14 protein-coding genes are annotated in these 16,708 nt (G+C 40.5%); 7 read left to right on the forward strand and 7 right to left on the reverse strand.

Features of this window, described 5'->3' with window-relative positions:
• Position 1 precedes the first annotated feature (1 nt).
• The 6 genes from ACKWCA_RS00340 (at position 2) to rlmB (ending at position 8,673) form a co-directional block, all read left to right on the forward strand.
• A complete protein-coding gene (locus tag ACKWCA_RS00340) occupies positions 2-3,370 on the forward strand; it encodes a VCBS repeat-containing protein (RefSeq protein ID WP_413976145.1) in 3,369 nt (1,122 codons plus the stop codon).
• Between the two features lie 167 nt (positions 3,371-3,537).
• The gene (locus ACKWCA_RS00345) at positions 3,538-4,284 is read left to right on the forward strand and encodes a hypothetical protein (RefSeq protein ID WP_413976146.1); all 747 of its coding nucleotides are present in this window, start codon (positions 3,538-3,540) and stop codon (positions 4,282-4,284) included.
• 355 nt (positions 4,285-4,639) lie between these two features.
• Positions 4,640-5,386, forward strand: coding sequence for a hypothetical protein (locus ACKWCA_RS00350; RefSeq protein ID WP_413976147.1), 747 nt, complete (start codon positions 4,640-4,642; stop codon positions 5,384-5,386).
• A gap of 163 nt (positions 5,387-5,549) precedes the next feature.
• Positions 5,550-6,905 (forward strand): aryl-sulfate sulfotransferase, encoded by a 1,356-nt coding sequence (locus ACKWCA_RS00355; protein ID WP_413976148.1) that lies wholly within the window; start codon positions 5,550-5,552, stop codon positions 6,903-6,905.
• A gap of 535 nt (positions 6,906-7,440) precedes the next feature.
• On the forward strand, positions 7,441-7,800 hold the full coding sequence (locus ACKWCA_RS00360; protein ID WP_413976149.1) for a hypothetical protein: 360 nt from the start codon (positions 7,441-7,443) through the stop codon (positions 7,798-7,800).
• Between the two features lie 132 nt (positions 7,801-7,932).
• On the forward strand, positions 7,933-8,673 hold the full coding sequence (gene rlmB, locus ACKWCA_RS00365) for a 23S rRNA (guanosine(2251)-2'-O)-methyltransferase RlmB (RefSeq protein WP_413976150.1): 741 nt from the start codon (positions 7,933-7,935) through the stop codon (positions 8,671-8,673).
• A gap of 8 nt (positions 8,674-8,681) precedes the next feature.
• On the opposite strand, the gene ACKWCA_RS00370 is transcribed toward rlmB, so the two are convergent.
• A complete protein-coding gene (locus ACKWCA_RS00370; RefSeq protein ID WP_413976151.1) occupies positions 8,682-9,407 on the reverse strand; it encodes a rhomboid family intramembrane serine protease in 726 nt (241 codons plus the stop codon).
• A 137-nt stretch (positions 9,408-9,544) separates the two neighbouring features.
• On the opposite strand from ACKWCA_RS00370, the gene ACKWCA_RS00375 reads away from it, so the two are divergent.
• Positions 9,545-10,822, forward strand: a complete 1,278-nt coding sequence (locus ACKWCA_RS00375; RefSeq protein WP_413976152.1) for a replication-associated recombination protein A — start codon at positions 9,545-9,547, stop codon at positions 10,820-10,822.
• Here the strand turns inward: ACKWCA_RS00375 and ACKWCA_RS00380 are convergent.
• From ACKWCA_RS00380 to radC, 6 genes are all read right to left on the reverse strand, one after another.
• Positions 10,819-11,730, reverse strand: coding sequence for a hypothetical protein (locus ACKWCA_RS00380; protein WP_413976153.1), 912 nt, complete (start codon positions 11,728-11,730; stop codon positions 10,819-10,821). The genes ACKWCA_RS00375 and ACKWCA_RS00380 overlap by 4 nt on opposite strands.
• 90 nt (positions 11,731-11,820) lie before the next feature.
• Positions 11,821-13,209, reverse strand: coding sequence for a DUF5723 family protein (locus ACKWCA_RS00385; RefSeq protein ID WP_413976154.1), 1,389 nt, complete (start codon positions 13,207-13,209; stop codon positions 11,821-11,823).
• Positions 13,210-13,241: 32 nt separating this feature from the next.
• Positions 13,242-13,790 carry a hypothetical protein gene (locus ACKWCA_RS00390; RefSeq protein ID WP_413976155.1) on the reverse strand — a complete coding sequence of 183 codons (549 nt, stop codon included), beginning with the start codon at positions 13,788-13,790 and terminating at the stop codon, positions 13,242-13,244.
• Between the two features lie 56 nt (positions 13,791-13,846).
• Positions 13,847-14,536 carry a YjjG family noncanonical pyrimidine nucleotidase gene (locus ACKWCA_RS00395; RefSeq protein ID WP_413976156.1) on the reverse strand — a complete coding sequence of 230 codons (690 nt, stop codon included), beginning with the start codon at positions 14,534-14,536 and terminating at the stop codon, positions 13,847-13,849.
• Entirely contained in the window at positions 14,529-15,824 is a 1,296-nt protein-coding gene (locus ACKWCA_RS00400; protein WP_413976157.1) for a polysaccharide deacetylase family protein, read from the reverse strand. The genes ACKWCA_RS00395 and ACKWCA_RS00400 overlap by 8 nt, the downstream gene beginning before the upstream one ends.
• Before the next feature lie 105 nt (positions 15,825-15,929).
• The gene (gene radC, locus ACKWCA_RS00405) at positions 15,930-16,628 is read right to left on the reverse strand and encodes a RadC family protein (RefSeq protein ID WP_413976158.1); all 699 of its coding nucleotides are present in this window, start codon (positions 16,626-16,628) and stop codon (positions 15,930-15,932) included.
• Positions 16,629-16,708: the final 80 nt, after the last annotated feature.

A 16,708-nucleotide genomic window follows, 5' to 3' on the forward strand; every position in this document is an offset into this window, starting at 1 on the left:
GATGTTAAGAAAACAACTATTCCATAGCCTATTTTGCTTCAATCGATTCTTGGTTGTATGTATCGCTTTTATCGTATTTAACTGTGAGCAGAAACAGAAACCGGAAAAAACAGGTTTGGAAAACTCACCGGAACAACCCTCTATCTTTCAAAAAATAGAGGCACAGTCTTCTCACTTATTCTTTCAAAACAATTTGCAAGAGAATATTGCCACTAACGAGAACCTCTTTAATTACGATTACTTCTATAATGGTGCTGGCGTGGGTGTTGAGGATATCAATAATGATGGCTTACTGGATATTTTCTTCTGCGGCAACCAAGTACCAAATAAACTGTTCATCAACCGGGGTGATTTTGTCTTTGAAGATATTTCGGAAAAGGCATTAATCAATAGCGGTAAAAATTGGTCAAACGGTGTGACATTTGTCGATATAAACAACGATGGCTGGATGGATATCTATGTGTCCCAAGGCGGACCTAAATCTAGGGAAGAGCGAAAAAACCTGCTCTTTATCAATCAGAAAAATGAAACTTTTAAAGAAAGTGCGGAAGACCTCGGATTATCCGATATGGGCATCAGCACCCAGTCTGCGTTTTTCGATTATGACAAAGATGGTGATTTGGACTGCATCGTAATGAACGAAAACGAACTCTATGGCGTTGACCCCATCAATTTATATAGACTTGTCGATTCAAGTCAAGAGAATCAATATTTTAATTCACCGCATTTCTATAGAAACGATAATGGAAAGTTTGTAGATCAAACACGGGCATCAGGCATTCAACGTCCTATTTTCGGTTTGGGCCTTTCCGTTTCGGATATCAATAACGACGGATGGCTTGATTTCTACATCGCAAGTGACTATTATATTCCAGATGCCCTGTTTATCAATAATCGAGATGGTACTTTTTCAGATGGTATTAAAGAATACACCAAACATATTTCGTTTTACGGTATGGGAATGGATATCGCCGACATCAACAACGATGGATTGCAGGACATTTTTGTTTTGGATATGGCCGCAAATGACCATGTACGATCCAAAACCTTAATGGCTTCGATGAATACGAAACGTTTTGATTATTTGGTAAACAAAGCCGGATTTCATCATCAGTACATGTATAATTCCCTACAGTTGAACACCGGATTAAATACATTTTCAAATATCTCACAGGCCACTAAAATGGCCAATACGGATTGGAGCTGGTCCGTATTAATGAACGACTTTGATCATGACCAAGATAAGGATGTCTACATCACAAACGGATACCGTCGCTACGCCCTCGACAATGATCTGCAAAAGAAAGTCTTCAATACCAAGATGAAATATCGGAATAACGTCCCCTTGGAAATAAAAAAACAACTTTATAACGAAATACCTTCGGAGAAACTACCGAACATACTTTTTGAAAATAAAGGTCTCACGAACTTTAAAGAAAATGCAAGGGAGTGGGGACTGAATGATTTCTCATTCAGCAATGGCTGCGCTACCGGAGATTTTGATAACGATGGAGATTTAGATTTGGTCGTCAACAATCTTGATGAGAATTGTTTTCTCTATAAAAATATGACGATGGAAGTCCAAGGTGGCAACTACTTAAAAGTCCAAACCAAAGGTAGCCTATCAGAGTCGTTTGCAAAAGTGAAGATTGCCTACAACAAGACACAACAACTAATTGAAACCAGAAGGGTACGTGGATACAGGTCATCGCAGCAAAACATTGCCCATTTCGGACTTAAGGATGTCTCCGTTATTGATACCATAACCGTTTCTTGGCCAAACGGAAAGTCGGAACAGCGTTATAACGTTGGCGCAAACACCACCATTACCTTTTTGGAAAAGGATGCCAAAGACATTCTTAAGTCCGATTCAAAGACCAAGTCCATTTTTACAGAAAAAAGCGCAACATCATTGGGTGTAGCTTTTAAACATCGAGAAAATCCGTATGACGATTTTGAAAAAGAGGTCCTACTGCCCTACAAACAATCGAGCCTTGGACCGTTTTTTTCTCAGGGGGATTTGAACGGGGATGGACTGATCGATTTTTACGTTGGAGGCGCGTCAGGTCAAACCGGAGCGGTATATCTACAAAATCGCAACGGTACCTTCACGCAAAAATCACAAAAATCACTCTCTGACGACAGGAATTATGAGGATATGGAGTCGCATATTTTTGATTGGGACAATGACGGTGACCAAGATCTATATGTAGTAAGTGGAGGAAATGAGTTTCCGCAATATTCCTCTTTATACGCTGATAGATTATATTTAAATGATGGAAAGGGAAGGTTAGAAAAACAAACGATTGAAGTGTTGGAAACTTACCCAAAAAGTGGAAAAACGGTTACTTCGCTCGATTTCGACAAGGATGGGGACCAAGATCTTATCATTGGAAACCGTACGATACCCCAAGCTTATCCGTATCCTGCTACGTCGGTCATTTATGAGAACAAAGCGGGTACTTTAATAGACGTCACCGCAAAAGCAGCTCCCGGTCTTCAAGAGTTCGGGGTCGTGAATAAAGTGATTCGTACAGATTTTGATAATGACGGTTGGGAAGATTTAATTGTGGTGGGCGAATGGACAGGAATCGGGCTTTTTAAGAACAATAATGGAGTTTTTGAAAGTCTTGCCGATGCGAATGCACCTTTAGCTGCATTGAGAGGCTGGTGGTTCTCCGTTGGCGAAACCGACATCAATAATGACGGTCTACCTGATTATATCATTGGAAATGTAGGCAGCAACATCAAATTCGACGCCAGTCAAAAAAAGCCTTTCAAAGTATTTGCCAATGATTTTGATGAAAATGGCACGCCAGACATTGTACTAAGCAAACAATATCAGGGCGCATACGTACCGGTAAGAGGTTTGGAATGCTCCTCACAGCAAATGCCATTCATACAACAAAAATTCGAGACCTATTCCGATTTTGCCAATGCCAATATAGAGGATATCTACGGTGACAAGTTAGAAACGGGTTACGAAGCCGAAGCAAACGAATTTAAGTCTGTCTTGCTTATAAATAAAGGCAATGGAACGTTTGATTATACGTATTTGCCAGAGCTTGCCCAATTATTCCCCGTTTTAAAGAGCACTTTCATCGACATTGATCATGATGGATTCGAAGATGTCATTTTAGGTGGAAATATCTACGAGACCGAAGTCGAAACACCAAGACTAGATGCTTTTTCAGGCTTGGTTCTAATCTCAAATGGTAAAGATGGCTATCACGCGGTTTCTCAGAAAGAATCCGGATTGTCAATGAATGGCAACATCAAAGACCTCATGGTATTGTCAACGCAAGAGTCGACGATGCTAATGGCCTCTCAAAACAATGGGAAAATCTTGTTCTTCGAAAAGGAAAATTGAACCTATTTCCTAGAATTTAGAGAAGTCATGAAATGGAAAATTGTTGGATTTCCTTCGCGCTCCAGTCTCACTTAATCGTTTTAAAATCTTAAAAAAACGTTAAATTCAGCATTCTAGAATAAAAAAGTGTTAAATTAAAAGAAGGTAAAAACTTTAAAAATCATAATATGAGAAAGATTGCATTCCTATTTATAGCAGCATTGGGCATGGTAACGCTAAATGCCCAAACATCCGGCCAAATGGCAACCTATAATTCCTTCAGTGCCGATGGCGGAGTCACGGACGCATTACTGAATTACGCAGACGGGGATTTATCAGAGAAGTACACCGAAAGTTCTTTAGTGAACGACCAATATATTCAAGGGTCACCATATCTTTCCAATTCTTTTTCCCCTACCCCATTATATTACAAAGATGATGTTGTTGGAAATGTTTTCTACCGATATAACGCCTTGAACGAGGAAGTTGAAATCATGAAAACCCAGGTAGAGGGCGAAACAATTAGAGGACTGGCAAAAGACAAAGAGCTCAATATTCGCCCTAACGGCAAAAAAATGAGTTTCAAAACCTTTATCACTGCTTCCGATAGAACTGTCAACGGTTACCTGACTGAACTTGTCAATGGTAATACTTATGATCTCTACAAAAGAATACACGTTAAATTCTCTGAGGCGAAAGCACCTAAGAATACCTTTGAAAAAGCCGTTCCTGCAAGGTTTACCAAGTACGTTGAATTTTACGTTCAAAAGGAAGGCGCGAATCGAATCGACCAGATTCTTCCCAAAAAGAGCAAGTTTTTAAATCTGCTTGATGCGGATAACAAAGAGGCAGCAAAGCAATTCATCAAAGAGAATGATCTCAACCTCAAAACTGAGGCGGATATGACTAAGTTATTCACATTTTTGAACAAGTAGTCCAGTATAATTTCCCTTAAAGTATAAAAACTGTTTCCTAGCACGCTGGGAAACAGTTTTTTTGGTTAGGCAAAGCCTACTTGTCAAAAAAACGCTGGCTTCATTTCCCCTGTTCTTAGGTTCCGTGAGTTTTCCTCTATTTATAATAGATTGATTTAGGTCTTGTGGTGATTTGTCTTATAAGACGCCTTCCCTGTAATTATCCACGATTGAATTTTAGGGTATCAAAAATTATCGAATTGAGGTATTGAGACCTTTTTTTCAACGTTTTGTCTAAAAATGCGGTTAAAATGGCCAATATTTGGTAGGGCTCCTATAAATTAATTATCTTGCTGCAACAAAATATTTTTACGACATGAAAAAGTCCTTTTTACTTGCATTTACTTTCTTTTCCGCCCTTGCTATGAGTGGGCAAACTACTGGTCAACTGGCCACGTACAATAGCACACGAGGTGACGGTGGTGTTACCGATGCCATGTATAACTACACTGCTGGATCCATTGGGGAAAAGTATTCTGAAAAAGACATTTTGGACGATGACAATATTCAAGGGTCGCCCTATACTTCGAATACCTTCTCTCCTACGCCTCTTTACTATAAAGATGAGAAGGTTGGAAACATCTTTTTCAGATACAATGCCTTAAATGAAGAGATTGAAATCATGAAAGCCAATGTTGAAGGAGAAACTATTCGAAGTTTAGCTAGGGATAAGGAACTTAATATTCGTCCAAATGGCAAAAAAATGAGCTTTAAGACCTTTGTTACTTCCAAGAACAGAACCACCAATGGTTACTTGACTGAATTGGTGAACGGCGATAAATATGACCTTTTCAAAAGAATACATGTAAAGTACACGGCAGCGACCGCATCGCAAAACTCTTTTGTAAAAGCTATACCGGCACGATTCACAAAGTTCACCGAATTTTATATGCAGAAAAAAGGAGTGTCTCGAATGGATGAAGTATTGTCCAAAAAAGGAAAACTCTTAAAACTGGTGGATGCATCCGAAAAAGAGTCCGCAAAACAATTTCTTAAGGATAACGACCTTAACCTTAAGGAAGAATCGGACATGATCAAATTTTTTGAATTTCTGAATCAATAATCACTAATTCAATGTCCTTTTCAAAAAACTGTTTACCTAATCATGGGTAAACAGTTTTTTTGGTTTTTAATAAATTTGCTGTATTGAAATGCATCTTTTTACGACATAGTTAATATACTTTAGCCTGTTGTAGGACCCATACAGCCACACAAATTTTGATCGAATGCTACAACCTATAAAATATTCCCTTATTGTTATTGGCCTAGTCTTATTAACATGTCTGTCTTGTGCTGACGATGACCCTGTGACAGAGCCAGAACCTTCAATGAAAGATGAAGAGGTTGTTGAGGAGGAGGAAGAGGTTGTGAACACGAATGACTTGGAAAATCCGGATACTGTAATAGAAACCGATTTAGGCATATCGGAGTTCTTCGACGAAGCCAAGGTCGATGACAATTACGTGCTTGTAAACGACGCGGCAAATAATAGTGTCTATATCATGGACAAAAGGTCTAAAAAACTATTTGACCTCGAACTCAACGCCAAACGCCTAGGTAATGATGTGCAATTGCTGCCTGACGGAAGAATCTTGGCCATGTTGGAGGCTGAAGAACCTACTATCAAAATTGGAGGTTTTGGGGGACTCATTCAACTACTGCAAAGTGATGGCACCGTAGAATGGAGTTATGATTATTCCTCAGAGGATTATATTGCCCATCACGACGCCGAACTCTTACCGAATGGAAATATCATCTTCCAAATATGGGAGCGGAAAACTGCTGATGAGTCAATAGCCAATGGATACACCTTGGAAGTGGATGTTTTTCCTGATGGAATATTGGAGGTGGACCCCAAGTCGAATGAAATTGTTTGGGAATGGCACGCCTGGGATCACCTCGTTCAAGCCCATGATGAAACCAAAGCCAATTTTGGGACCATAGGAGAAAATCCCCAACGAATCAATGTGAACTATATTACAGATGAGAAAGGCGATATTATGCACGCAAATGGTATCTCATATGATGCCAATCGTGACATTATTTATCTTAGTGCGAACTTTTTTAGTGAAGTATGGGTGATAGACCACAGCACCACAAAAGAAGAGGCTGCCTCTAACGAGGGAGGAAACTATGGTAAAGGAGGGGATCTCATTTATCGTTTTGGCAATCCTAGGGCATATAATAACCAAACAGGACCTGTTCGTTTTGACCACAATCACTACCCTAACTTGCTGACCGGGGAAGACGAGGGGAAAATGTTGATTTTCTCCAATGGTTTCGAAGCGGGTAAGTCTACGGTCTATGAACTACAACTCCCTACCTCCTTTGATCTTCGACCGAATTCGGATAATGAACCCTTAGTTCTATGGAGTTTCACGAATGATACTCTATTCTCACCCAAAGTTTCTGGCGCGATTAAACTACCAAATGGAAATCGGCTGATTACAGAGGGAGATCGTGGTTACTGGGAGGTAACCGAAGAAGGTAAAGTAGTATGGCGCTTCAAAGGCAAAGGTTTTTTTTGGCGGGGGTACCATGTCGAAAAAAATGCTGAGATTATAAATAATCTTGGCATTTAAAAACTGTAAGACTTTACTGTGCTAATTTTTAATTTCTTACGTTCTGTATTCCCATACGAACCAAAACTATCTGAATTATAGCTTTTTATGACAAGGTGGACTGTTGTTCCATAAGCATAGAAGTCTTACGGTCTAAACACAAATATTCCCCCATGAAACAAATCAATAAAACTATTATTTCGTCTGTAGTATCAATTTCTCTCCGGCGCAGACAGGTAGTCAAATAACAATGACCCAATACGCGTCGAATTCGGGCGTAGATGGGCAAGTCGGATACTTGTTGGGACTTATCGCCGATAGAGATGAATAAAATTTCGAAAAAAGGGACTATGGTCTATAAGGTTACGCCTTTACTTCAGACAAGCTTTCACCTGGTAAAGTATTCTATGGTATCGATTTTGAAGGTAATGTTTTATATCGCTACAACCCGTACCACGAAGAAATTGAAATTTCCAAGATAAACCTTCCCGGAGCACCTATGCGACCATTACTTCGTGATAAGAAAATCCGTCTGATATCTTCGAATGGGAATGAAATGACATTCAAAACTTTTATCGACAAAAAGAATCTCACTCAAAATGGGTATTTGACCAAACTCCGAAACGGAAAGTATTCTCTTGATAAAAGAACAACCATCAAATACACTACCGGCCAAAAACCACCAAATTCGCTTTCAAAACCGATTCCTGCACGTTTCAGTAAATTTTATGAGTACTATCTTGAAATCAAAGGCGTCAATAGAATTATTGAACTTGAATTAAGCAAAAGAAAACTGCTCAAATCTTTACCCTATGATAAAAAAGAACGTACTGCCGAATCCATAAAAGAGAACAAGGTCAAAATCAGTAATGAATATGGCCTTTTCAAGGTTGTGGAATTTTTAAACGAAAAGTAAGGGCACCAGGTTGCCAAACCGACTGGTAAGCACTTGTTAAAATTAGGCGAGTAAATTTCCAATTTTAAATCATCGGTATTAGATTCTATTTTCCCTCACCACCCCTTCGATCGATTTGGTTACCTTTGCCCTATGCAAAAAACCACTCAAATTTACGGTATACGTGCCGTAATAGAAGCGATCAATGATAAAGAACACATCGATAAGGTTTTTGTTCAAAGGGGCTTAAAAGGGGAGCTGATCAAAGAGTTGGAAAGTACGCTTAGAAGAAATCAAATCAGTACTTCTTATGTACCAGCTGAAAAGCTCAATCGCCTGACCAAAAATAACCATCAAGGTGTTGTCGCCAATATCTCACCTATCTCTTTCCATTCTATGGAAGATTTGGTCGAAAATGCATTGAAAAGCGAGAAAACACCACTGTTCCTTTTATTAGATCAGTTATCGGATGTACGTAATTTCGGAGCTATAATTCGAACGGCGGAGTGCACCGGAGTCGATGGCATTATCATTCAGAAAAAGGGGGCCGCGCCAGTTACCGCGGATACCATTAAAACATCGGCCGGGGCCGCATTTAAAGTGCCGATTGCAAAGGTAGATCATATCAAAGATGCCGTTTTCTACCTTCAGGCATCTGGTATTCAAGTGGTAGCGGCTACCGAAAAGACCCAAAATACCATTTATGAGATTTCCTTTAAGGAACCTACAGCAATTGTTATGGGTTCGGAAGATCGCGGTATATCACCATCCATTTTGAAAGCGGCCGACGAAACGGCCAAACTGCCTTTGCTCGGGGAGATTGAATCGTTGAATGTCTCTGTCGCATGTGCGGTCTTCTTATATGAGACCGTACGTCAGCGCATTGAACCATAAATCAAGCCTTACTCCTCAGTATCTTCCTTGTATTGATAGGTGTACCGAATAGGTTCTTCCTCAAGCTCTTTAGGGGTCTCAATGAAGTTTCCGTGCTCATCGAAATGTCTCAGAAATTCATCCTCTTCCTCATTATAGTCTTCATGCTCCCAAGCGAATTTCTTCGAAGACGGTACAGGTGCCTTCAGTATATAGGCCAATGCCAGTCCCGTGAGAAAACCACCCAGATGCCCCTCCCAAGAGATACCTTCTTTTATGGGGAAAATGTACCACAACAAACTTCCGTAAATAAAAACGACCATCAATGATAACGCCACAAGCCGATAATACCTGGTGATCATTCCTTTGAAGAAGATAAAACTTGCTAAAAAATAGATGACTCCGCTAGCCCCAATATGGTAAGAGGGTCTGCCGATAACCCATGTGAGAAGTCCTGAAAAAAAAATCCCTAATAGCAACGTACGTGCGGCTATATTTCTGTAAAAATAAAAAAGAGAGGCCATCAAAACGGCCAAAGGAATGGTATTATTATACAAGTGCTCAAGCGACGCATGTATAAAAGGACTAAAGAGAATTCCCCTGATTCCCTGAACAGTTCTGGGGTAAACCCCGTAATCGTTCCAATTCATTTGAAAACGAAGCTCTATCCAATAGACCGACCATATCGTTATAATCGCTAGCAAAGGGGCGACCACGACTGAATTGGAAAATCTAAAATAATTCTGCTCAACCATTGTTCAAAGTAAGCAATAAGTCGGCCGCTTGGCGTTTTCCTGAAAAAATGTCATTAAATAATCGGCGAAAGTTCTCAAAAAGAAGGCTAAAGTTAGTTTAAAAGTGATGTAATGAGAACTTTATTTACATTTATACTATGAACGAACCACTGGCAGAACGAGTACGCCCAAAAAATTTGGAGGAATATATAAGTCAAAACCATTTGGTGGGCGAAAAGGGTTCTTTGACCCATCAAATAAGGAGGGGAACGATACCCTCATTGATTCTTTGGGGGCCACCAGGAACGGGAAAAACGACGTTGGCCAATATTATAGCCTCGGAAAGCGGTCGCCCCTTTTATACCTTGAGTGCCATCAATAGTGGGGTCAAGGATATTAGGGAAGTCATTGATAAAGCGAAACAGAGCGGTGGACTTTTTACGGCCAAAAACCCTATTCTGTTCATTGATGAAATTCATCGCTTTAGCAAATCACAGCAAGACTCACTTTTAGGAGCGGTTGAAAAAGGTTGGGTCACCCTGATAGGGGCTACCACGGAAAACCCAAGTTTTGAGGTCATACCGGCCTTGCTATCAAGATGTCAAGTTTACATTTTGAATGCTTTCGGGAAGGAAGATTTGGAGACCTTGCTTGAGAACGCCATCAAAAAAGATGTGCAGTTACAAAAGAAAAAAATAAAGCTTAAAGAGACGGAAGCACTTCTACGCCTCTCCGGGGGCGATGGTCGTAAACTGCTCAATATCTTTGAACTAGTGGTGAACTCGGAAGAGACAGATGCTATTGTCATCACAGATGCACTGGTTATGGGCAAAGTGCAAAAAAACACCGTGCTCTACGATAAAACAGGAGAGCAGCATTATGATATTATTTCAGCCTTCATAAAATCTATACGAGGCAGCGACCCTAATGGCGCCGTGTATTGGTTAGCCCGTATGATCGAAGGTGGAGAGGATGTCAAGTTTATCGCACGAAGAATGCTAATTTCCGCATCCGAAGATATTGGGCTGGCGAATCCGACAGCTTTGGTATTAGCCAATGCGGCTTTTCAAAGTGTTACGACCATAGGCTATCCTGAAGCGAGAATCATTTTGAGCCAGTGTGCCATTTATTTAGCGACATCACCAAAAAGCAATGCGAGTTACATGGCCATAGGAAAGGCACAGCAAAGCGTTAGACAAACGGGTGACCTATCGGTACCGCTACCTTTGCGAAATGCGCCTACCAAATTGATGAAAGACTTAGGGTATGGTCAGGAATATAAATACGCCCATAACTATCAAAATAACTTCGTGGAGGAGGAGTTTTTACCTGAAGCATTAACCGGCACCTCTTTTTATCTACCTGGTGGCAACCATCGGGAAAAAGCCATCAAAGAGTTCTTGAAAAATCGATGGAAAGACAAATATGAACTTTAAAACTTGATGTTCAGTTCCTCGGTCACCAGTTCGTTGGCATTATAGTACTCAAAAAACCACCTGCCATTTTCAGTGTATACCACACCATTGATGGTTCCGGATTCTGCTATATATACATTGGGAGATGAGCTTTTCAAGAGTTTCATTCGAATCTTGGGAGTGCTATCCACTAATTGATACCCATTTGCCAGTTCTTGAGCATAGAGTACGGCGACATCATTTTTCATTACCGGTGAAGACGTGACCTCGGAAGTATTCTTTACGCGATAGTCGGAAGAAGTTTCTGGTGCAGTCTGTTCAAAAACCTGCTCCTCTGCAGTAGCTACTTGTCTAGCCGTTTTCTGAACAGTTGTTTCCGCTACTTTTGACTTTTCTTCAACAACAGACTCAGTACCATTAGTCGCATTCGTATCCTCTTCCAGCTTTTTCACATCGTTCTTAAAACTGACCGTAATGGGTTCGGCAGTCTGCTCTTTTGGCTTTGGAGTGTAGTTATAACCTATACCGTCAAAGGAGCGAAAAGCATTCGTTATTGCCTCCTTAAATGACGCCTCGTATTCCTTTTTTTTACTTTTTCCTTGAGCTGTTGAAAAAATATCCACATTTGAACAGTCCTTTAAAATCAAGGTCGCCTTTGTTGTGAACATCGATGATTCATTGTCGAGGCCTACCAGTAACCCTAGACACCTATTGGCTTGAAGATCATCGGGAAGTTTATCTTCGTAAACGGTATTGAATCCTTTCTGGGTAAAAAGATGTTTGACAATGGTACTGGTCTTATATTGATTTTCATTTTTAAACCCTTCGAACTTTTTCGGTACGATTATATACTTATAATCATTTAGTTGTGCTTGAAGTTCATTTGCAAAACTTACTACAAGAAATATGGAGAGCACTATATTTTTCATCAAGGAATTCATTTTTGGTTTACAGGAAAGGATATGAAAAAAACGTGCCAAAAGTGGTTTATCAGTGTCATACGTTATTTAATACCTACCCTACTTCTTGCCCCAAGATATGATATTTAATCCTAATTGAAAAGAAGCGTACCTGCTGTCAAATAGATTGCGATAGCCCAATAGGTTATCGGCCATGAAATAAAGATTGACCGGCCCGGCCTGAAGATTCATACCAAGGCCGATATTGGTAGCGGAAAATTTATCTACAGTATAGGTTGCTTTGACTGCGGCCACATTGCCAAATCTTCTCAGGTAGAAGGCGCTCAAAGCGGTTTGAGGGCCCCGGGGTCGATTTATCGCGTAGAGCTGCCCCCCAAACGCATTGGCATACCTCGGTGCCCTACTATTTTGTGCTGCATTGGGTCCGCAGGCACAATCACCTCTATCTTCTATTTGCTTGCCGAAGTTATGTCTAATGGAAGCATTTAGTTTCGTAGGCCTGAAGGTTAAATAGTTCTTCAAGTTTTCTTCAAATGGAGCGAGCTCCTCAATGTCATCGATCAACTGCTGGTAGAAATCGGCATCAGGATCGACAAGTGCTCCTGGAAGTATGATTTGCACCCCTTCACTGGTCGCATTTCCTTTTAGGGTCCAGTTTTTTGGATCGGAGGAATGGTAAATGAAACCTAAATCCAAAAGACTTCCGGTTATTAGGGTTTGATCATTAAGATAATAGGTGAACCCTAAATCGATACCAAGGCCCAAATCTCCACCGAAAAGAGCTCTTTTCGTTATGATACTGCCTAAATCTTCCGATGCGGCCGCCCGTATCTCATTTATCCCAGAAGTACGCATTTCCAAATCAGCATCCAGAGTAGTGGAAATCAAGTTGTTCTGACCTTCGGTATTTTGTAGATACCCCGTATTTCGGGTCGAAGTGAAATCCAATATTCCAGAATATATTTTTGCCCTTCCTCCTATCACAAGCTTTTTACTAGCTCGTTTTTGTACTCCAAAATGGTAGACATTTACAATGGAGCCTCTAGTCTTCAGATGACTCAAATCAAACCGACGAAAAGTGTCGGCATTTCCGTCAAAGGCCAAAATCGCATAATCTTTGAACCAATATCCTATGGCATCCCCTTCATTATATACCCCTAAGGAATAAAAATAATCAGGGTCTTTTCCTCGCCATCCAATATTCAAAAATTCGATCTGGTAGTTGCCGCTGAGTTCATCGGAAATGGTCATTCCATTTAGGAGTCGATCTCGCACCTTAGCATTGATATCCAAGCCATCATCGGCAAAAAGATCAAAAGCCGAGACCCCACTAGATCCGGCATAAAAGGAAATACCCGACAGTACCGGAAAACCACTATACCATTTGAAATCGACATCAGCAGCCGGATTGCTCATTAGCGATTGCGGTATATCGGTGAAATCATACAGTAGTTGTTTGTTCTGGCCATGCGCGTACAAACACCCCATTAAAATGGTCGTAAGAAATATGCCGAAAATTCTCATTTTACGCGGACGGTGAATTTGCCACTTGATTTCAATGTGACCATTGGTTCGGGAGCGGAGGAGGTACTATCGGAATCACCCCGGTTTATAGCACTTACCCGAATAGATGAAAGATTTGTGATGATATCGATACTTCGGCCAGCAGGACCATAAAATATCTCTTTTTGAAGCACCATTGTTGGAGCGGGTTCTACTGAAAACACTTCGGTATCAAGAACAGTTTCGCTTTCATCCAAGAATTCAACGGTTATCTCCAGCTCTTTACTGGTCGTATTTTCGACGACATAAACAATGGTTCCCTCAATAACACGCTCGGCAAAAACGTCCGTGCTAAAGGCATCGAAATTAAAGTTGTTATTGAAAACCGTATTTCCGTCAACAAGGTTGATCAATTGTTCGGTAGCTTCCACATATAGCAAACTGGCTTCCAATGTTGGGGTAAGACTAAGATCATCGAATTGGTTCGTATCGATGTCTTCAACACATGATAAGAGTACCGTAGCAGCTAAAATTGCCAAAAAAACATATGTGAATACATGTCTCATCGAAAAACCTTTTCAAACCCATCTTTTGTTTCCAAATAGGTTCTAATTGTATAACTCTACAAAAGGCTTTTTATTTCACGTAAATCATGAATCATGCGACCTAAATCATGAGGTGGTTCGTTATGGCCGTTGAAGTGTATCGTATGAAAACCCACTGCCCTAGCCCCTAAGATATCCGCTTCAAGGCTATCACCGACCATCATAGATCTCTCGGCAACGGTACCGGCATTCTTTAGAGCGAGTTCAAAAATTATCGGGTTTGGCTTTTTTACTCCTGCCATTTCCGAATCGATTACTTGATCAAAATAGTGCTCGATATTGGCATTTCTAAGTTTCTTGTCCTGTATTTCCTGAAAACCGTTCGTAATGATGTGAAGCCTATACTTTGGTCTTAAATATTCAAGTACCTCAACGGTATTTGGAAAGAGGTGATTGTATGAAGAAAGGTATTTGATGTATTCATCGGACAAGAGATAGATCATCTCGTCGGTAATTGGATGGCCCAAATCATCAAAAACACTTTTTAATCGCTGATACCGGAGCTCCTCTTTGGTAATTCTTTCTTCGCGATAGAGTTTCCAAAAAGCCAAATTGGCAGGAACATAAACTTTCAGGAAATCTTGAAGATCCACACCGACCTGATTCGCGCGCAAAATGCGTTCAAAAGTGAGCGCTGAATTTCGTTCAAAATCCCAAAGGGTGTGATCTAAATCAAAAAAAACATCCGTAATCGTTTCTTTAAGCATTGTATTTATGTATGACGGACCGGTACAGCTTTTTCCAATCCACTTGACGCTCACCGCCAATGAGTTCATTTGAGAAAATGGTGATAAATGGTCCTTGAACACGTTTTACATCTTGATATAACAAATGAATTTCATCTAAAATATGTTCCTCATTTTTAAAGTCTAGCATGGCGTAATCATGAACCGCAAAGGGATGAACACGAATCGGTTGTTGTAGTTCTAAATTGATATCATAAAAGAAAAAGGGGGAGCAAGTACCCGCTCGAAATCCGATTTGATGGGTATACCCCATGGTGTAATCGTCCGAAAATTCGGCTTCTACCAAATTTCTGTAGGTTTGAGGGATATCAACACGGTTGTAACGCATTCTCGAATGCAAAACATCTCTATTCACTACCGAGATCAATCGCTTCTTTTCTGACTTCAATAGTGCTGTATTGGTGAAAGAACTGTAAGAGGCGGCAAGTGCTACCATGCTGTAATCGGCAATCGACTTGATTAAAAATCGGAATCGATTGTTGTTCGGCGATACGTTTTTGTCATAGGTCGAATACGATGCGAACTGAAAAAAGAACATACTCTTCACTTGTATTTTCTTATGGAGCTCAATCAGATACGTATAATTATTAAAAGGGTCTTTTTTGGGGTTGAACCAAACACCAATACGTTGAAAAACCCGTCTTAATCTAAAAGAGCCCAAGTCTAATAACAAGCCGGCCGTACTTCGAACAAAGCCACGATGGGCATAGCAATGTGAAGTGGTCACATCTATTATGGACGTATATTGATATGAACGCTTTTTGTACTCAAGGTCCGGAAAACGGAGGATTAGTTTCTCGCGCAGTTTAAATGCCCAAACATCAACGACCGGAGTTCGTAGAAAGCCATTGGTATAGGCAACACTTTCAGTCGGCGGAAATCTACCATGTATATCCTTCACATGGGGCAGATACTCTTCATACCGGCTCAACAGGTAAAAACTTGCGGAAAAAATATCAAAGGGAATCGTACTCTTCTCCCCCGCGTTAAAAAAACATGGAACACCTTCCCACGTACCCATTTGTATACTGATATCATTGATACCCTGTTCGAAGAGCAAATCGTTGCTGCGTATAAAAAACTCATTCTGTAGGGGTTGTTTTGTATACGTAATCTTAGCCCCGGAGTGTTTAATGAAGTCCTCTACCTTGGTTGTATAACTTATCTCTATTCCTAAAATTCTAGTAAATAGCTGCTTCATGATATAACTGAAGCGCGGTGTTATTTTATGGGTATAAATGAGCAACATAGGTCTACGTTGTTCAAAAATACGAATTCCTAATTCCAATGGACGACCTCAACAGCATTAAACCTGTCGTCAGAATCACTTTCATACAAGAATATGGGGATCGAATTACAACAGCTGCTCATCGGCGAAACTGAAATAGGCCTTCTGTGTTATAATAAGGTGGTCTAAAATTTTGATATCGAGGGCCTGAGCGGCAGATTTCAATTTTTGGGTAATCTGTCGATCTGCCTTGCTGGGTTTAAGCGTACCCGATGGATGGTTATGGGCCAAAATCAAAGCGACAGCGCTTTGTTCCAAAGCCTGCTTCATCACCAAGCGTACGTCGACCAGTGTACCGGTGATACCCCCTTTACTCATTTGCGCGGTGTGAAGTACCACATTGGAATTATTGAGAAAGATAATCCAAAACTCTTCATGCTGCAGTTCGCCTATTCTGGAATGTAATAACTCATACACACTTCTACTGCTAGCGATTTTTGTTATTTTTTGTACTTCAGTTTCCCTACGACGGCGTCCGATTTCCAAGGCGGCGGCTATCGTAACGGCTTTGGCCTCACCGATACCTTTGAATTGCATCAACTGCTTGATGCTGCGCTTACCCAGTTCATTGAGATTGTTATTGGTTGATGCCAGAATACGTTTCGAAAGCTCAACGGCGCTTTCATCTCTACTACCTGAACCAATTAAAATTGCGATAAGTTCGGCATCCGATAACATGGATTGCCCTTTTTGAACCAACTTCTCTCGAGGCCGATCATCTTCAGACCAGAATTTTATGGAAAATGATGTAGGTTTTTCCTTCATTACCTAAAAATAAGTATTTGTTCTGAATTCCTTCAAGAAACCACATAATCAAAATTGAAGATAAGAAAGGCATTGTCAGC

Source organism: Maribacter corallii, from assembly GCF_047345415.1.
In the GTDB taxonomy this organism is placed as follows: Bacteria; Bacteroidota; Bacteroidia; order Flavobacteriales; family Flavobacteriaceae; genus Maribacter_C.